The sequence below is a fragment of the Roseateles saccharophilus genome (genome assembly GCF_031458095.1).
Classification (GTDB): domain Bacteria; phylum Pseudomonadota; class Gammaproteobacteria; order Burkholderiales; family Burkholderiaceae_C; genus Pelomonas; species Pelomonas saccharophila_A.
Genome location: NZ_JAVDXU010000003.1, coordinates 63251 through 79368 on the forward strand (window position 1 = coordinate 63251; position 16118 = coordinate 79368).

Consider the following 16118-nt stretch of genomic DNA (forward strand, 5'->3'; position numbering starts at 1 on the left):
TGGACGAGCGCCCGCGCTGAGCCGCCAGCAGGTTTGGCCGGAAACGTGTAGCGTTCGCGGCTGCTGTAGCCGAATGCGCCGGTTCTGCGCAGGTTTGCTATCTGTGGAGACTTCGATGACGACATTGCAGATCAATGGACAGTCGATGACGGTGGAGGCCGGCGAGGACACCCCGCTGCTGTGGGTGCTGCGTGACCACCTCGGCATGACCGGCACCAAGTTCGGCTGCGGCCTGGCGCTGTGCGGCGCCTGCACCGTGCATCTGGACGGCCAGCCCGTGCGAGCCTGCCAGACGCCGCTGTCCGCCGCGACCGGCAAGCGCGTCGTGACGATCGAGGGTGTGGGCGCCACCAAGGCCGGTCAGGCCGTGCAGCACGCCTGGGTCAAGCTCGGCGTACCGCAGTGCGGCTACTGCCAGGCAGGTCAGATCATGAGCGCGACGGCCCTGCTGGAGCAAAAGCCCAAGCCCACCGACGCCGACATCGACGCGGCCATGAGCGGCAATCTGTGCCGCTGCGGCACCTACACGCGCATCCGCAGCGCGATCAAGACGGCCGCCGGCCTGGAAGGCGGTGCCGCATGAACGCCTCTGTCCCCCATGGTCATCTCACGCGGCGCAGCCTGCTGGGCTTCACGGGCCTGGTGCTGGGCATCGGCCTGCCCGGCTTTGCACTGGGCGCCGACGAACCCAAGAAATACGGCGGCGACGGCATGCCCCACGGCATCCAGGACAGCCCACGCACCTTCGTCGCGATTGCGCCCGACGGCACGGTCAGCATCATCGTCAACCGCTCCGAGATGGGCCAGGGCGTGCGCACCAGCCTGCCCAAGGTGCTGGCCGACGAGCTGGGGGCTGACTTCGCCCGCGTCAAGGTCCTGCAGGCCCCTGGCGATGAAGAGAAATACGGCAACCAGGACACCGACGGCTCGCGCAGCATGCGGCACTGGTTCATGCCCATGCGCCGCTGCGGCGCGGCCGCCCGCGCCATGCTGGAACTGGCCGCAGCCCAGGCCTGGGGCGTGCCGGTCGCCGAGGTGCAGGCGGCCAACCATGCGGTCACGCACAAGGCCAGCGGCCGCTCGCTGGGCTATGGCGCGCTGGCCGAAGCGGCCGCGAAGCTGGACGTCCCCAAGGGCGAGGCGCTCAAGCTCAAGGATCCCAAGGACTTCCGCTACATCGGCAAGCAGGACAGCCATCTCGTTGACGCCGAGGTCATCGTCACCGGCAAGTCGCAATACGGCATCGACACGCGGCTGCCGGGCATGCTGTACGCCGTCGTCGCGCGACCGCCGGTGCTGGGCGGCAAGCTCAAGTCCGTGGACTCGTCCGAGGCGCTGAAGGTGCCAGGCGTCGTCAAGGTCATCGAGCTGGCGGGCACGCCGCCGCCGGCCGAGTTCCAGCCGCTGGGCGGCGTGGCCGTCGTTGCCAAGGACACCTGGGCCGCGATGAAGGGCCGCGAGGCGCTGAAGATCGTCTGGGACGACGGCGAGCATGCGAGCTATGACTCGGTCGCCTTTCGCAAGGAGCTGGAGGCCGCCGTGGCCAAGCCTGGCGGCAAAGTGGTGCGCGATGACGGCGATACCCAGGCCGCCCTGGGCAAGGCCGCCAAGCGCGTGACGGCGGACTACTACGTACCCCATCTCGCGCACGCGACGATGGAGCCGCCCGCAGCCACCGCGCGCCTCGTGGATGGGCGCTGCGAGGTCTGGACCTCGGTGCAGTCGCCCCAGGCCGCGCGCGAGCGCGTCGCCAAGCGCCTCGGCTTGGACATCGACAAGGTGACGGTCCATGTCACGCTGCTGGGCGGTGGTTTCGGCCGCAAGTCCAAGCCCGACTTCGCCGTCGAGGCGGCGCTCGTGTCGCAGGCCATGCAGGGCGTGCCGGTGAAGCTGACCTGGACCCGCGAGGACGACCTGCATCACGACTACTTCCACACCGTCACCGCCCAGCACCTGGAAGCGGGGCTGGACGCCAGGGGTCGGGTCACCGCCTGGCTGCAACGCGCGGCCGAGCCGACCATCCTGTCCATCTTCGCGCCCGACCCCAAGCAGCTGGCGGAGTTCGAACTGGGCCTCGGGCTGATCAACCTCCCCTATGCCATCCCGAATGTGCGCATCGAGAACCCGGCCGCGACGGCGCATGCGCGCATCGGCTGGCTGCGCTCCGTCAACAACATCCAGCATGCCTTCGCGGCCCAGTCCTTCGTCGCCGAACTGGCCCACGCGGCCAAGCGCGACCACCGTGACTACCTGCTGGAACTGCTCGGCCCGCCGGCGCAGATCCCGCCGCCGCAACTGGGCGACGGCTGGAACCATGGCGAGTCACCCAAGCTCTACCCGGTCGACACGGGCCGCCTGCGCGGCGTCATCGAACGCGTGTCCAAGGAGGCCGGCTGGGGCCGCAAGCTGCAGGGCGGAAAAGGTTGGGGCCAGGGCCTGGCGGCCAACTACAGCTTCGTGACCTATATGGCCGTCGTCGTCGAGGTACGCGTCAGTGCCAAGGGCGAGCTCAGCATCCCGCGCATCGACGTGGCGCTGGACTGTGGCCCGGCCATCAACCCGGACCGCATCCGCTCCCAGGTCGAGGGCGCCTGCATCATGGGCTTGAGCCAGGCGCTGTACAGCGAGATCACCTTCAAGAACGGCCGCGTCGAGCAAAGCAACTATCACGACTACGAGATCGCGAGGCTCAACATCGCGCCCAAGAAGATCGCCGTGCACATCATGCCGAGCAAGGGCTATGACGAGCCGCTGGGGGGCGTCGGCGAGCCGGCCATCGGGCCGATCGCGCCAGCACTGATGAACGCGATCTTCGCGGCCACGGGCAAGCGCATCCGGCAGCTGCCGTTGAAGGACCAGCTGACGGCGAAGAAGGCCTGAGGCGGCGGCGGGTCCTGGACTGACCGCCGCAATTCGACTGGAGAAGACACATGGCTAAGGCAGGCAAGGTCGCGCTGATCACCGGCGCCGGCACAGGTGTTGGCGCCGCCACCGCGCTGATGCTGGCCGGCAAGGGCTACGACCTGCTGATCAACTATTCGCGCAGTGCCAATGACGCCGAAGCCAGCGCCGCGGCCTGCCGTGCGGCCGGGGCCGACGTGCTCGTCAAGCAGGGCGATGTGGCGCAGGACGCCGACTGCCGCGCAATGGCGCAGGCCGCGCTGGAGCGCTGGGGCCGCATCGACGCGCTAGTGAACGACGCCGGCGTGTCGGTGTTCGGCGCCGCGGCCGACTGGGACGCGTTGGACGCAGACACCTTCCAGCGCATCCTGGCCGTCAATGCGCTGGGCAGCTTCCAGATGGTGCGCGCCTGCGTCGCCGCGCTGAAAGCCGCGCGGGGCTGCATCGTCAACGTGTCGTCGGTGGCCGGCGCGCTGGGCGTGGGCTCGTCCATGCCCTATATCGCGTCCAAGGGCGCCATCAACGCGATGACGCTGCACCTGGCCCGGTCCCTGGCACCCGCCGTGCGCGTGAACGCCGTGTGCCCTGGCCTCATCACGTCACGCTGGTTCGTGCAGGGCGTGGGGCAACAAGGCTACGAGGCGGGCCTGAAGGCCTATGAAGCCGGCGTGCCGCTGCAGCGCGCCTGCTCCCCCGAGGACGTGGCGGAAGCCATCGTCTGGCTGGTGGACGGGGCCCGCACGGTGACCGGTGAGCTGCTGATGCTAGACAGCGGCATGCACCTGGCTGGCGTGAAGCCACCGCGCTGAGTCACGCTCATTGCGGCTCCGCAATCCGATACCCCACCCCCGGCTCCGTCAGCAGTACGCAGGGCTCGGCCGGGTCGACCTCGAGCTTGGCGCGCAGCTGGCCCATGTAGAGGCGCAGGTAATGGGTCTGCTCGGTCGCGTCGGCGCCCCAGACGTCGGCCAGCAGGCGGCGGTGGGTGACGACCTGGCCGGCCTGGCGCACCAGGCGGGCCAGCAGCTTGAACTCGGTGGGCGTCAGGCGCATGTCGGCGCCGTCACGACGTACGCGGTGAGCGGCCAGGTCGACCTCCAGGCCGGCGCGGCGGTACATCGTGATGGCCGGCTGGGCCACGGTGCCGCGGTGGCGCAGGGCCACGCGCAGCCGCGCCAGCAGCTCGCCGATGCCGAAAGGCTTGACGAGATAGTCGTCCGCGCCGGCATCGAGCAGGCGGATTTTCTGGCCCTCGACCTGGCGCGCCGAGATGACGATCAGGGGCGTCGAGCGCTCGCGGCGCAGGGCCTGCAACAGCTCCTCGCCATCGCCGTCGGGCAGGCCGAGGTCGAGCAGCACGGCGTCGAGATGCCCGGCATGGGCCAGCTGGGCCATGGCATCGGCCAGGCTGGCGGCCGTCAGCACCTCATAGCCTTCGACGGCCAGGGCCTCCTTCAGCGTCACCCGCAGTTCGCGGTCGTCTTCGACCAGCAATAGCTTCATGCCTGTGCCTCCGGCAACTCGGGGGCGTCGCGCAGTGGCAAGCGCAATTCGAAACTGCAGCCACCGTGGCCGCGCGGGCGCAGGCTCAAGCTGCCCTCATGCGCCTGGGCAATTGCGCGGCACAGGGCCAGGCCCACGCCCGAGCCCGGTGGACGCTGGGCAAAGGCGGCCAGGTCGCCGCGCTGGAAGGCGTCGAAGACGCGATCGCGCCAGGCCGGGTCTATGCCCGGGCCGCGGTCGCGCACGGCGAACAGGGCCTCGCCGCCCAGGCGGCGCACGACCAGCTCGACCGGCGCCGTGGCCGGGCTGTACTTCAGGGCGTTGTCGACGAGGTTATCCAGCAACTGAGACATCAGGGCCGCATCACACCACAGCAGCGGCAACCCGGGCTCGATGCGCGCCTTGACGCGCTCGCCGTCGGGCCGGCGGCGCACGCGGCGCAGGGCCGCGCCGACGATCTCCTCGGCCGACTCCCAGTCGCAGCGCAGCGCCACGCCGGGCGCGCCCAGGCGGGCCAGTTGCAGCGTGTTGTCGGTCAGGCGCACCAGGCGGGCGGTCTCGTCGACGATGCGGCCGGCCAGCTCGCTGCGCTGGGTCGCCGTCAAGCGGTCGCCCTGGGTCTGCAGGGCCGAGGCCGAGCCCATGATGGTGGCCAGTGGCGTGCGGTAGTCGTGCGAGATGGCGGCCAGCATGGCGTTGCGGGTGGACTGGGTCTCGGCCAGCTCACCGGCCAGGCGGGCCTCGTCCTGCACGCGGCGGCGCTGCAGGGCCAGGCCCATCTGGTCGCACAGGGCCTGGGCATGGGCGAGGTGGTCCGGCGGCAGGGCTTGCGTGCCCAGGCCGCGCAGCGTGACGGCGCCCAGGGCCGCGTCACGGCCACGCAGCGGCAGGTAGAGATCGGGCTCCTCGGCGTGATGGTGGGTGCCGGGGCCCAGGGCGCGGCCGCTGTCGGCACAAAGCTGCAGGCCGGCCAGCGCATTGGCGTCGGGCTCGCCGACGACGATGTCCTGCGCACCCGGGGACGGCCGCAGCAGCGCCGCGGTGGCGAAGCCGGTGTTGCCGGCCAGGGCCTGCAGCAGCTCGTGGACATGGACCTCGGGCTGGTCGGCGTCGCGCATCAGGTCGCCGAACTCGCGCAGGGCGCGCTCCAGCTGGGCGGCCCGCTGCGCGGCGCGCAGGCCCTCCCAGGCCTGGCGCAGCTTCCAGCCCACCCAGGCAAGCGCCATCAGCGAGCCGGTGGCGATCCAGGGCAGGAACTGGACAAGGGGACGGGACATCATGGGCGACGCAGTTTAGGTGGCCTCCACGACAACCTGGGCCGCCTCGGGCTTGGCGAAGCGGTCCTTCACCAGGCCGGCCAGCAGCACATCCACCAGCGTGCCGCCCTGCCCGCCCGCCTGCGAGCCACCGCCCACCAGCACCTCGGGCACCAGCTGCACGCCGGCACCGGCCAGGGCCTGGGCGACCTGCACGATGGCGTAGTTGCCCGACTCCATGGAGCCGATCTTCTGGCGGATGACCTCGGCCTCGGCCTCACCGATGGCCAACGTCCTGCCGGCCTCGGCCTGGCCGGTGACGCGCGTGACCTCGGCGTCGGCCTCGGCCGTGATCTTCTTGGAACGCGCCGCGCCGTCGGCCGTCTTCACCGCGGCCTGCGCGTTGAACTCGGCCATCGCCACCTTGCGCTCGGCGTCCACCACCTGGGCCTGGGTGCGGGCCAAGGCAGTTGCCTGCTCGAGCTGCTGGCGTACGCCCTGGGCCTCCATCTGCGTCGTGAAGGTGACCTTTTCCTGCTCGGCCAGCTTGCGGTCGGTCAGGGTCTTCATCAACTCGGCCGGCGGCACGATGTCGCCGATCAGCGTCTCGACGGCGCCGACGTCGTAAGCCTTCAAGGCCAGCGCAATCGCGGCCTTGGCCTCGGCCTGGCGCTCGCTGCGCTTCTTCAGGAAGTCGATGACATCCGAGTTCTGCGCCGCGTTGCGGAAGTAGTTGCCGATGGTGGGCTCCAGCACCTGCGTGACCAGGGCCTCCATGCTGCCGAAGCGGGCGATGACCTTGGGCGCGTCGTTGCGCGGGATGTGGATGATCTGGCTCACGTCCAGGTTGAAGGTGAAGCCGTCGGCCGAGCGCACGGTGATGGTCGACAGGTTGGCGTCCAGCTTGTGCGCCTCGGTCTTGCCGGTGGCCCAGTTCAGCACGACGTTGGCCGTCGGCACCACGCGCACCTTGTGCGTGTAGGTGTTGATGGCGTATTTGCCGGGGTCGAGCACGTCCACCCACACGCCCTTCTCGCCGCGGCGGACCATGTTGGCATGGCGGAAGCCCTCGCCCGTCACGTCCACGCCGGGCTTGCCGACGAAGGCGACGACGACACCGACCGAGGCGATGGGCACCTCGGTCATGTCGATGATCTCGACGGTGGCAAACATCGGGTTGATGAAGTAGCGGCCGGCCAGCAGCACCTGCTCCTGCAGGCCCTTGGTGCCGCCGGCATTGACGAAGGATTGCGGGTCTTGATAGAGGTTGTGGCCCGGCACCTCGGGGCCGGCGATCTCGCCGGTCGTGAGAGATGCGCCTTCGCGGGTCGTCACGATGCCGACCTTGTTGTCGGGCACGTCGGTGACCTGCACCTGCATGACCTTGAACAGCCCCGGGTTGATGCGGTACTTGCCTTGCGGGATGACGCTCATCTGCGGGCCGCGCTCGCCGCCGCCGGCCATGAAGGCGCGGGCGTCCTGGAAGCTGTCGCAAGCCACGGCGCGGCCGATGACGCGGCCACCCGCGAGCGGCTTGCCATCGCGCGCTTCGACGATGCCGATCTTGCCGGGCTCGATGATGGTCATGCGCTCCAGGCGCACGGTGAACAGCAGGGTGTTGATGCGCCAGGCGCCCGGAGGCACGACGCTGGTCTGCAGGCCGCGCTCGCCGCTGGCGAGGAAGGCGCGGGCGTCCTGGAAGTTGTCGCAGTCGACATGGCGGGCCAGCACGCGGCCGTCAGGCAGCGGCAGGCCGTCGCAGGCCTCGACGACGCCGATGGCGTCATCGGGCACGACGGTGAACTTGACCAACTCGACCTCGTATTGCCACGGCCAAAGGCCCAGGTGCAGGCCCGGCGCCAGCGTGTCAGCCTGCAGGCCGGCTTCGCCGTAGAGGGCGACGATGCGGCCAGGCGGCAGTTCGCGATGGCGGCCGAACAGCACGAAGCCCTTGGTGACGGTGCCGATGGAGTCGTCCGGCACGATGACAAAGCCGAACAGGCGCAGGGTGCGCTTGTAGAAGACCAGGGCCAGCAGGGCTGCGACGGCCAGCGTCGTCAGCCCCGGATGCTCGACCGGAAAGAACAAGGCGTTCATGAGCAGAACGAGTGGTGAAGAGGCCTCCACTCTCGTGGCGCCCGCATCAGGGGCGCATAAGGGACGCTAGCCACGTGCGCGAACGCGACGGAACTGGCAGTACTGCCTTTCCCAGCTGCCGTTCTCCTTGGCCTGGGCGACGGTCTGCCACTGCAACTCGCTCGGATCGTCGGCGCACGAGGGCGCGGCATGGGCGACGACGTAGCCGGGGCATGCCCCCGTGAGCTTGCCGGTGGCCGGACAGGGGTTGACCTGCCTGAACTCGGCGACGGCCGGGCTTGAGTTGCGCGGACCGGCTTCCGAGGGCGTGGCCAGGATGAGGAAGGCAGCGGCGGCCAGGGCCACCACGGTGGCCGTCGCGGCGCTCATGCGGACCCTCACAGCACCACCCGGCGCACGTCGATCTCGGTGTCCGCCCAGACCACGGCATCGGGCTTGGGCAGCTCCACCAAACCGCCGAACAAGCCGCCCGGCAGGCCTTGCTGCGGCATGGCCTCGTGCAGGCGCTTGACGCGGCGCATGGCGTCGCGGATCTGCAGGACCGAATCCTGGGCCAGGGTCTGGAAGGGAATCTGCATGGCGATCTCCGTTGTCGATGGCCACAGTCTCGGCAGCGCGCGGCCCTGCGGGAATCACTCCAAGGGGTGCTCGAAGGGGGAGGCGGCCCGGCATCTCCCCCGCCTATCCCTCCAAAGGGGGATGGCCAAAAAAAAGCCCCGGCCATCGGCCGGGGCCTCAATCGCCTGGACGCCTGCGAGGCTGAACCAGCGGCCTGCTCAGGGAGGGAGAAGCAGACGAACGCAACGTTAGCGCTGGTGCGCCGCCCCTGCTGTAGGACAGCGCCGCGCCCGCTCGAAACATGCGCTAACAAAGGGCACGGCTTGCAACCGGTACCCCGTGAGAAATCTCATGCCCTGAATGCGACTGGTGTATCGGTCTGTGAGACTCCCCCCATTTGAGGGGTGTCCTTCCTAGACTGCGCCGCTCGCGCGTTGGGCGCGGAAAAGGATGCAGTCCATGGTCCCTGTCATGCAAGCGCGGCACAGCGCGTCGTCGAACAGCTTCGCGGGTGCTGCCGCACTGGCTCTGAACAGCGATTTCGGTGCACTGGACGGCGATGCCCTCGGCCTCGTCGAGCGCCGCTATGGCGACCGTGGACTCACCGTCACCCGCGAGCGCTACAGCAGCCGCAATCAGGATGGCGACATCGTCTGCACCGCCCGCGACCGCGACCAGAAGATCGTCGGCACCCTGTCCGTGCGCTTCGACGGCAGCGGTGGTCTGCATGCCGATCAGCTGTTCCATGCCGAGCTGGACGAATGGCGCGCCGCTGGCGTCACCCTCTGCGAGTTCGGCGGCCTGGCGGTGGACAAGCATTCCCACGACCCCAAGCGCGTGCTGGCCCAGATCTTCCACCTCGGCTATCTGCACGCCCACCGCCGCGCCCGCGTCGACCGCCTGGTCATCGAGGTCAACCCGCGTCATGTGGGCTTCTACCGGCGCTGCCTGGGGCTGGTGCCCTATACGGCGGCCCGCCACAACCCGCGCGTCGATGCGCCGGCCGTGCTGATGAGCATTGACTTCGCCACCATCCGCGAGCAGATCGCGCTGTGGGGCGGCCATCCCGATTCCCTGGCGTCGGCGCGCAGCCTCTACCCGCTGGCCTGGGACGAAGCCACCGAAGCGACAATGCTGGCCCGCCTGGCGTAGGCGACGGGTCATTCCACTGGCAACAGGGCCAGGAAGCGGTCCAGCATGTGGAAGTGGTCGTCGAAGAACTGCTCCTCCATGCCCGCCAGCTCGGCCACCGGCACCCAACGCGCCTGGGCGGCATCGTCCGCGCCCTGCACCTCCGGCAGCTCGCGGTCGCCCAGGTCGAAGTGGTGGGCATGCGTGATGGTGCGGCCGCGCTGGCTGCGATCCGGGTGGTCGAAGACGGCCACGCCCAGCAGTGCGCTCGCCAGCGTGTCCGGCAGCAGCCTCAGCCCGGTCTCCTCCTCCAGTTCGCGCACGGCCGACTGGTAGAGGGTGTCGCGCGGCTCGACAAAGCCGCCGGGCAAGGCCCACAAGCCCTGGCCCGGGTCCTGGGCACGCTGGATCAGCAGCACATGGCCGGCGCATTGCAGCACCAGGTCGACGGTGACGAAGACCGGCGCATAGGGTGCAGCCGCCCACGCCTGGCGATAGCGCTTGAGCATCGCCCATTCGCGGCGCAGCGCAGCCAGATAGGGCAGATGCGCCCAGGCCTGCACAAAGCTGCGCGTGCCCGGCGGCACCTGGTCGATCCAGCTGGCCAGCACGCCGTCCAGGTCTTGCGGTTCGGCCTCGTACAAGGCCGCGCGCAGGTCGGTGGCGTCCACGCGGTGCTGGCGCGGCAGGCTGAGCAGCTTCCACGGCGAGAAGCGGCGCAGATAGTCGCTGGTGGCATCCTTGAAGTGGCCGACCAGCGTCACGTCGGCACTGCCCACGCGCTCCCGCACAGCGGCGCGCACCGCCTGCACCCAGCGGGCTTCGTCGTAGAGGTCGCGCAAGGGCACGATCTCCACGCGCTGCCGTTCCTCCTCGGTCAGCGCCAGACGCAGCATCTCGGCGCGTTCGGTCCAGCTGAAAGGATGGCGCGGCGAGCGCGCCTGACGGGCGGAGCCCAGCATCACGATGACGCGCGGGGCCTCGGCCAGGGCGGCGCGCAGCAGGGCCAGGTGGCCGTTGTGGACGGGCTGGAAGCGGCCGATGACAACAGCGACATCACTCATGACAGCACGCTCGGAAAGATGCGGCGATGGGCATCTGCCGGCCCTGGCCGAAGGCGCGTGCCCGCAATCGGATCAGCGGCGGCGCCTGGCGGCGCTTGTATTCGCTGCGCTGGATCATGCGGGCGATCTTCTCCGTCAGCGCCCTGCCCTCCGCGGTCTCGCGCAGCGCGGCCATGCGGGCCTCGGCGGCGTCGCGCTCCCAACTGGCCAGGCGCCCACCCTCGATGAGGACCTTGAGCATCTCGTCCAGCACCGGGTAAGGCGGCAGGCTGTCGATGTCGCGCTGGCCCGGCGCCAGCTCGGCCGAGGGCTCCTTGTCGAGGATGGCCATGGGAATGAGCTCGCGCCCCGCTGCCTCGTTCAGGTGGCGCGACAGCGCGAACACCTCGGTCTTGTAGAGATCGCCGATCAAGCCGAGACCGCCATTGGTGTCGCCATACAGCGTGCAGTAGCCGACCGAGACCTCGCTCTTGTTGCCCGTGGTCAGCAGCAGATGTCCATTGGCATTCGAATAGGCCATCAGGATGGTGCCGCGCACGCGGGCTTGCAGGTTCTCCAGCGTCAGGCCCTGCATGGGCGTGTCGAAGCTGCCTGCGAACTGGGCCTTCAGCGCTTCCACGGCGCCGTGGATGGGGTGGTTGAGCAGCTGGATGCCGAGGTTGCGGCACAGGGCTTCGGAGTCCGTCACCGAGCCGCTGGACGAGAAGCTGGACGGCATGGTGATGCCGACGACGTTGTCCGCACCCAGGGCCTCTGCCGCAAGAGCCAGCGTCAGCGCGCTGTCGATGCCGCCCGAGCTGCCGACCACCGCCTTGGTGAAGCCGCAGCGGCGGGCGTAGTCGCGCAGGCCGAGCACGATCTGGGCACGGTAGAAGGCCATGGCGCTCAGGCCGGTTGCCTCCGGACGCTTGAGCCCACTGCCGTCAGGCTCGACAAAGCGGCCATCGACGAAGCCCAGTGTGCGGACCGACTCGACGAAGCGATCCGCCTCGAAGACCACACCCGCCTCGGGCTCGACCGCGAAGCTGGCGCCGTCGTAGACCAGCTGGTCATGCCCGCCGACATGGTTGACGTAAAGGATGGGCAGGCCGTTGCGGCGCGAGGCCGCTGTGAAAACCTGGTGGCGCTGCTCGCGTTTGCCGATGTTGCTGGGGCTGGCGTTGATGCTGATGACGAAGTCGGGTGCCGCGTCGCGCAGGCGCTCGAAGGGGTTGACGCCATAGTCAGCGCCGTCGTCGTTCCAGCCGTCCTCGCAGATCAGCAGGCCGACCTGGGCACTGCCGATGCGCAGCACCTTGGCGACATCGGGCCCAGGCTCGAAGTGGCGGCGCTCGTCGAAGATGTTGTAGGTGGGCAGCAGCTGCTTGGCGTAGCGCAGCAGCACCTCGCCACCCTTCAACACCAGCAGGCCGTTCTCCAGCTGCTTGCCGGGGCCTTCGCGCATCAGCGGCGCGCCGAACACCCAGGTCAGCTCGGGCAGCTCGCGCGAAGCTGCACGCAGCGACTGCAGGCCGGCCTCGACCTGGCGCAGGAAGGCGGGCTCCTCCAGCAGGTCGCCCGGGTAGTAGCCGCTGACGGCCAGCTCGGGGAAGACGACCAGCTGCGAACCGGCCCAGGCCGCCTGGCGCGCCGCGGCCACCATGCGAGCCACGTTGCCATTGACGTCGCCGACCGTCAGGTTGAGCTGGGCAAGGGTCAGCTTCATCATGACTTGATCCCGAAGACCTGGCGCAGATAGGCCAGGAAGGTCTCGTCGTCGCAGAGGGTCTTGCCGGGGCTGTCGCTGAGCTTGGCCACGGGCTGGCCGTTGGCGTGGGTCAGCTTCATGACGATGTTCAGCGGCGTCAGGCCCAGGTCATTGCTCAAGTGGGTGCCGATGCCAAAGCCCAGCTGCACGCGATCGGCGAAGTGGCGATAGAGCTCGATGGCCTTGGTGACGGTCAGGCCGTCGCTGAACACGAGACGCTTGGTGTGCGGGTCGATGCGCAGCTTGGCGTAGTGGGCCAGGGCCTTCTCGCCCCAGACGACCGGGTCACCGCTGTCGTGGCGCAGGCCGTCGAAGAGCTTGGCGAAGTAGAGGTCGAAGTCGGCCAGAAAGGCGTCCATGCCGACGACGTCCGTCAAAGCCGTGCCCAGGTCGCCACGGTATTCCTGCACCCAATCCTCCAGGGCCGCCTTCTGGTGGTCGCGCAGGCGCACCGTGCCCAGGGCCTGATAGGTCTGCAGGTATTCATGGGCCATGGTGCCGATGGGCACCAGGCCCAGTTCCTTGGCCAGCAGCACATTGGAGCTGCCCTTGAAATGCTGGGGCAAGGCGTCGCGCAGCTGAGTCACCACCTCGCGCTGCCAGGCGCCGGAGAAGCGGCGGCGCAGGCCGAAGTCGAACAGGTCAAAGGGGTGGCGCTGCGGCAGGACCTCGGCAGAAAAGGCCTGCAGCGCGGCGATCTTGGCGTCCAGCCGGCGCTGGCCTTCGGCGCGCACGGCCGGCGTGTCCAGGCGGCGGAAGTAGAGCTCGTTGACGATGGCCAGCACCGGGATCTCGAAGCCCATCACATGCACCTGCGGGCCGCGGGCGACGATGTTGAGCTGGGCGCCGTCGGTCGTCACTTCGACGAAGTCGCGCTGGAACCTGAAGATGCGCAGGAAGTCGACGAAGTCGCTCTTGATGAAGCGCAGGCCCTTCACATAGGCCAGCTCGTCGGCGCGAAAGCTCAAGCTGCACAAGGCCTCCAGCTCGCGCTCGACGTCGGCCTTCAGCTCGGCCAGCGGATAGCCCGGCTGGTTGCGGCAGACGAAGCGGTACTCGGCCTGGGTCTGCGGGTGGCGATGCAGCAGGGTCTGCCACATCGTGAACTTGTAGAGGTCGGTGTCCAGCAGGCTGGTGATGACGGGCGTCGTGCTCATGTCAAACCTCGGTGCTGAGGGCAAGTTGCAGGCCCGACGCCCGCATGGCGGCCAGGAACTCGGCCTGCTGAGCCTCGAAGCCTGCCACAGGGCTGATGCAGTCGGTCAGCAGTACCAGCTTGTTCAACTGCCGTGAAGGCAGATGGGCGGCCAGGTGCTCGACGGTGGCGCGCACGCAGTGGCTGCCGGCCTCGCCGGCGATCAGCACGCGATCGAAGCGGTCCAGCTCGGCCAGCAAGGCGCGGTTGAGCTCGGTGCCTTCATCGGCAGGGTCAGGCACCTCGGCCTGCAGAGCGCTGTAGTGCTCGGTCCAGGGGTTCTCGCCCTTGGTGACGACTTCCACTGAACGGCCCTCGGCATCCGACCAGGCGTCCAGCGCCGCCTGCAGGCCCGCATGCACGCCATGGCCCCAGCTGCCCATCTGGCAGTGCACCGGCCAGACCATCAGCGTGTAGCGGCCGGTGGCTTCCAGCGCGTCCAGATAGGCCAACACGCGGTCGAGCTGGGCGGCGTCGCGCGGCGCGTAGGCCCCGGCGCGGACCTGGGCAGCCGTGATGGGCGTGAACGGCCCAGGTGCACGGCCGTTGGCCGTTTCCACCCAGAAGCCGGGGTGGGCGATGTCGATGCGATGGTGGGAGTCCAGCGTCACCGTGATGGCGTCGAGCTGGCTACGCAGGCGCTTCACCAGCGCGGCGGCACGCTGCATGTCCTCATGCGCGCCAGCCACCGGCAGCGCGGGGCGGATCAGCTCGCCACTCACGGGCGAGCACGGCAGCCAGTCGGCGGGCAGGTCACAGAAGTCGTTTTGCGGGTCGATCAGCAGCAGATGCGTGTTCATGGCATGTCCTCTCTGGTGTGGCCGCATGATAACTCGACTTAAATTAATTGTGCAACTAAGTTGTCAAGCTGATCTTCATGGTGTGGCCAAGCGTTTATCCTTGCTTCGGTGAATGATTCAACGAACTCATCGGGCGACCACCGGCTGATCTGCACGGTCGACATCGTGCTGCTGACGCTGCGCGACGGCCAGTTGCAGGTCTTGCTGCTCAAGCGCGATCGCGAGCCCTTCGACGGCGCCCTGGCCCTGCCCGGCGGCTATGTGCATGTCGACGAGGACCAGGGCTGCGAGGATGCCGCCCAGCGCGTGCTGCTGCAAAAGGCCGGCCTGCAAAGCCCCTATCTGGAGCAGCTGGCCAGCTTCAGCGGCCCGGCCCGCGATCCGCGCGGCTGGAGCGTCTCGGTCGCGTATTTCGCGCTGGTGGCCGCGCCCGAAGCCAGCCAGCCCGGCCAGCACTGGCTGCCGGTGGACCGCCTGCCGCAGCTGCCCTTCGACCATGGCCGCATCATCGCCGCCGCCGCTGAGCGCGTGCGCAACAAGAGCCAGTACTCGTCACTGCCCGTGCACCTCTGCCCCGAGCCCTTCACGCTGCCGCAGCTGCATACCATCTACCAGGCCCTGCTGGGCGAGGCCATCAACCCGGTGAGTTTTCGCCGCAAGATGGAGGAACTGGCCATCCTGGAACCCGTGCCCGGCGCCAAGCGCGCGCAGGGGCCCCATCGACCGGCCCAGCTGTATCGGCTCAAGGACGAGTTCAGGCAGACGCTGCGCCTGGTGGGGCGAGGCTTGAACGTTTAGGCCTGACAGGATGCCCAGGCCACGGAGCGCCAAGCCCTACTGCTCCCGATCCTTGCCAGCGCGATAGCCCGCCAGAAAGACCGCACGAGGCTCGGGCGGCGGGTCCATTTCCCACGTCGAGTGGTAGTCGCTCCAAGCCGCTTCTTCGGCCTCTGTCATGGCGCCACGCTCGAGCGGCACCTTCAGCCCGCCGAACACTGCGGCGAGCATCTCCCTCATCAGCCTCATGGCTGCCCCCTGATCTTGTCCCTAGTTTTAGGGGCGGGAGGTTCGCATGCTTCTCGAAGGAACGCAAGCGAGTGGAGCTACTGGCGGGGCAGTGACGGCGGGTGCAGACCTCCCTCGCCACGGACAACCGCCGCCGACGTTCCCGACGAGTTGAACGCCGCCGCCAGGCGAGGCCCGAATAACGGCCCGACGGCCAGCGCCATGACCAGATTGCCGTAGGTGTCGCGGGCGCTGATCCGCCCGATGCTGCCGTCGAAAACCCACTGGCTGACGCCAAGGTCCGAACCACGCTGGCGGTTCATTTCAAGCAGTGCCATGAGCTTCTCCTCACTTGGGGTTGAAATGGGCGACGGTGTCCTGCCATTCGTCCTGGCCGCCGTCCTGGATCCTGGAGACGCTGAACACCTCCTCGAACCGCTTGGCCTGGGCCTCACGCCTGCGCCTGGCCCGCTCCTCGACCCGTTTGGCCTGGGTCACGAAACGCTTGGGCATCTTCGCCAGCAGCGCCGCGAAACCGACCGGCTTGCTGGGCTTCACAGCACCGTCCTGCGCACATCGATCTCGGTGCCTTCCCAGGCCTCTTCGTCGGTCTTGGCTGCGGCGACGCACTGCCGCGCGGCTTCGGCCTCCCAGGCCCGCATCTGGGCGACGGTGATGCGCAGGATGTCGGCGCTCGCCCAGCGAACGTCGTCAGGGGGCGGGTTGATGGCTGGGGTTTGCATGACGGCTCCTGTATTGATGGAGCCAGTCTCGACGTCAGCCGCGCTGGAGAACATCGCCCCGAGGTGGGGGTTGAAGGGGGTGCCCGCTGGCCTCCCCCTCTTCGCATCCCCCCAAAGG

The 16118-nt window shown here is 68.9% G+C and carries 18 protein-coding genes; 5 read left to right on the forward strand and 13 right to left on the reverse strand.

Annotation, left to right across the window (positions count from 1 at the left end; translation table 11 throughout):
• Positions 1 to 115: 115 nt before the first annotated feature.
• The 3 genes from J2X20_RS19255 to J2X20_RS19265 are packed head-to-tail and all read left to right on the forward strand — an operon-like array spanning position 116 to position 3710.
• Positions 116 to 583, forward strand: a complete 468-nt coding sequence (locus J2X20_RS19255) for a (2Fe-2S)-binding protein (protein ID WP_310268008.1) — start codon at positions 116 to 118, stop codon at positions 581 to 583.
• Positions 580 to 2880 carry a xanthine dehydrogenase family protein molybdopterin-binding subunit gene (locus tag J2X20_RS19260; protein ID WP_310268011.1) on the forward strand — a complete coding sequence of 767 codons (2301 nt, stop codon included), beginning with the start codon at positions 580 to 582 and terminating at the stop codon, positions 2878 to 2880. The genes J2X20_RS19255 and J2X20_RS19260 overlap by 4 nt, the downstream gene beginning before the upstream one ends.
• Before the next feature lie 50 nt (positions 2881 to 2930).
• Positions 2931 to 3710: an SDR family NAD(P)-dependent oxidoreductase gene (locus J2X20_RS19265; protein WP_310268014.1), complete on the forward strand. Its 780-nt coding sequence runs from the start codon at positions 2931 to 2933 to the stop codon at positions 3708 to 3710.
• A gap of 7 nt (positions 3711 to 3717) precedes the next feature.
• Here the strand turns inward: J2X20_RS19265 and J2X20_RS19270 are convergent, their stop codons facing one another.
• The 5 genes from J2X20_RS19270 to J2X20_RS19290 all read right to left on the reverse strand — a co-directional run bounded on the left by J2X20_RS19270 (position 3718) and on the right by J2X20_RS19290 (position 8335).
• The gene (locus J2X20_RS19270) at positions 3718 to 4404 is read right to left on the reverse strand and encodes a response regulator (protein WP_310268017.1); all 687 of its coding nucleotides are present in this window, start codon (positions 4402 to 4404) and stop codon (positions 3718 to 3720) included.
• Positions 4401 to 5684, reverse strand: a complete 1284-nt coding sequence (locus tag J2X20_RS19275; protein ID WP_310268020.1) for a sensor histidine kinase — start codon at positions 5682 to 5684, stop codon at positions 4401 to 4403. Before J2X20_RS19275 ends, J2X20_RS19270 begins: the two co-directional genes overlap by 4 nt.
• Positions 5685 to 5696: 12 nt before the next feature.
• Entirely contained in the window at positions 5697 to 7757 is a 2061-nt protein-coding gene (locus J2X20_RS19280) for an SPFH domain-containing protein (RefSeq protein ID WP_310268023.1), read from the reverse strand.
• 66 nt (positions 7758 to 7823) lie between these two features.
• Positions 7824 to 8126, reverse strand: a complete 303-nt coding sequence (locus J2X20_RS19285) for a hypothetical protein (RefSeq protein WP_310268026.1) — start codon at positions 8124 to 8126, stop codon at positions 7824 to 7826.
• 8 nt (positions 8127 to 8134) lie between these two features.
• The gene (locus J2X20_RS19290) at positions 8135 to 8335 is read right to left on the reverse strand and encodes a hypothetical protein (RefSeq protein WP_310268029.1); all 201 of its coding nucleotides are present in this window, start codon (positions 8333 to 8335) and stop codon (positions 8135 to 8137) included.
• Between the two features lie 439 nt (positions 8336 to 8774).
• Here J2X20_RS19290 and J2X20_RS19295 point away from each other — a divergent pair, with 439 nt between their 5' ends.
• On the forward strand, positions 8775 to 9467 hold the full coding sequence (locus J2X20_RS19295; RefSeq protein ID WP_310268032.1) for an N-acyl amino acid synthase FeeM domain-containing protein: 693 nt from the start codon (positions 8775 to 8777) through the stop codon (positions 9465 to 9467).
• 8 nt (positions 9468 to 9475) lie between these two features.
• Here J2X20_RS19295 and J2X20_RS19300 read toward each other — a convergent pair whose 3' ends face one another.
• From J2X20_RS19300 to J2X20_RS19315, 4 genes are read right to left on the reverse strand one after another with little or no spacing between them, the layout of a single operon-like run.
• Positions 9476 to 10510: a bifunctional nicotinamide-nucleotide adenylyltransferase/Nudix hydroxylase gene (locus J2X20_RS19300; RefSeq protein ID WP_310268034.1), complete on the reverse strand. Its 1035-nt coding sequence runs from the start codon at positions 10508 to 10510 to the stop codon at positions 9476 to 9478.
• Positions 10503 to 12218 (reverse strand): NAD+ synthase, encoded by a 1716-nt coding sequence (locus J2X20_RS19305; RefSeq protein ID WP_310268037.1) that lies wholly within the window; start codon positions 12216 to 12218, stop codon positions 10503 to 10505. Before J2X20_RS19305 ends, J2X20_RS19300 begins: the two co-directional genes overlap by 8 nt.
• The gene (gene pncB / locus J2X20_RS19310; protein ID WP_310268040.1) at positions 12215 to 13414 is read right to left on the reverse strand and encodes a nicotinate phosphoribosyltransferase; all 1200 of its coding nucleotides are present in this window, start codon (positions 13412 to 13414) and stop codon (positions 12215 to 12217) included. Before pncB ends, J2X20_RS19305 begins: the two co-directional genes overlap by 4 nt.
• 1 nt (position 13415) lies before the next feature.
• A complete protein-coding gene (locus tag J2X20_RS19315) occupies positions 13416 to 14252 on the reverse strand; it encodes a cysteine hydrolase family protein (protein ID WP_310268042.1) in 837 nt (278 codons plus the stop codon).
• Between the two features lie 108 nt (positions 14253 to 14360).
• Between J2X20_RS19315 and J2X20_RS19320 the strand changes: the two genes are divergently transcribed.
• Positions 14361 to 15050, forward strand: coding sequence for an NUDIX hydrolase (locus J2X20_RS19320; RefSeq protein WP_310268045.1), 690 nt, complete (start codon positions 14361 to 14363; stop codon positions 15048 to 15050).
• Between the two features lie 36 nt (positions 15051 to 15086).
• Here the strand turns inward: J2X20_RS19320 and J2X20_RS19325 are convergent, their stop codons facing one another.
• The 4 genes from J2X20_RS19325 to J2X20_RS19340 form a co-directional block, all read right to left on the reverse strand.
• Positions 15087 to 15278: a hypothetical protein gene (locus J2X20_RS19325; protein WP_310268048.1), complete on the reverse strand. Its 192-nt coding sequence runs from the start codon at positions 15276 to 15278 to the stop codon at positions 15087 to 15089.
• A 77-nt stretch (positions 15279 to 15355) separates the two neighbouring features.
• Positions 15356 to 15595: a hypothetical protein gene (locus J2X20_RS19330; protein WP_310268051.1), complete on the reverse strand. Its 240-nt coding sequence runs from the start codon at positions 15593 to 15595 to the stop codon at positions 15356 to 15358.
• 10 nt (positions 15596 to 15605) lie between these two features.
• A complete protein-coding gene (locus J2X20_RS19335) occupies positions 15606 to 15815 on the reverse strand; it encodes a hypothetical protein (RefSeq protein WP_310268055.1) in 210 nt (69 codons plus the stop codon).
• Positions 15812 to 16000 carry a hypothetical protein gene (locus J2X20_RS19340; protein ID WP_310268059.1) on the reverse strand — a complete coding sequence of 63 codons (189 nt, stop codon included), beginning with the start codon at positions 15998 to 16000 and terminating at the stop codon, positions 15812 to 15814. The genes J2X20_RS19335 and J2X20_RS19340 overlap by 4 nt, the downstream gene beginning before the upstream one ends.
• Positions 16001 to 16118: the final 118 nt, after the last annotated feature.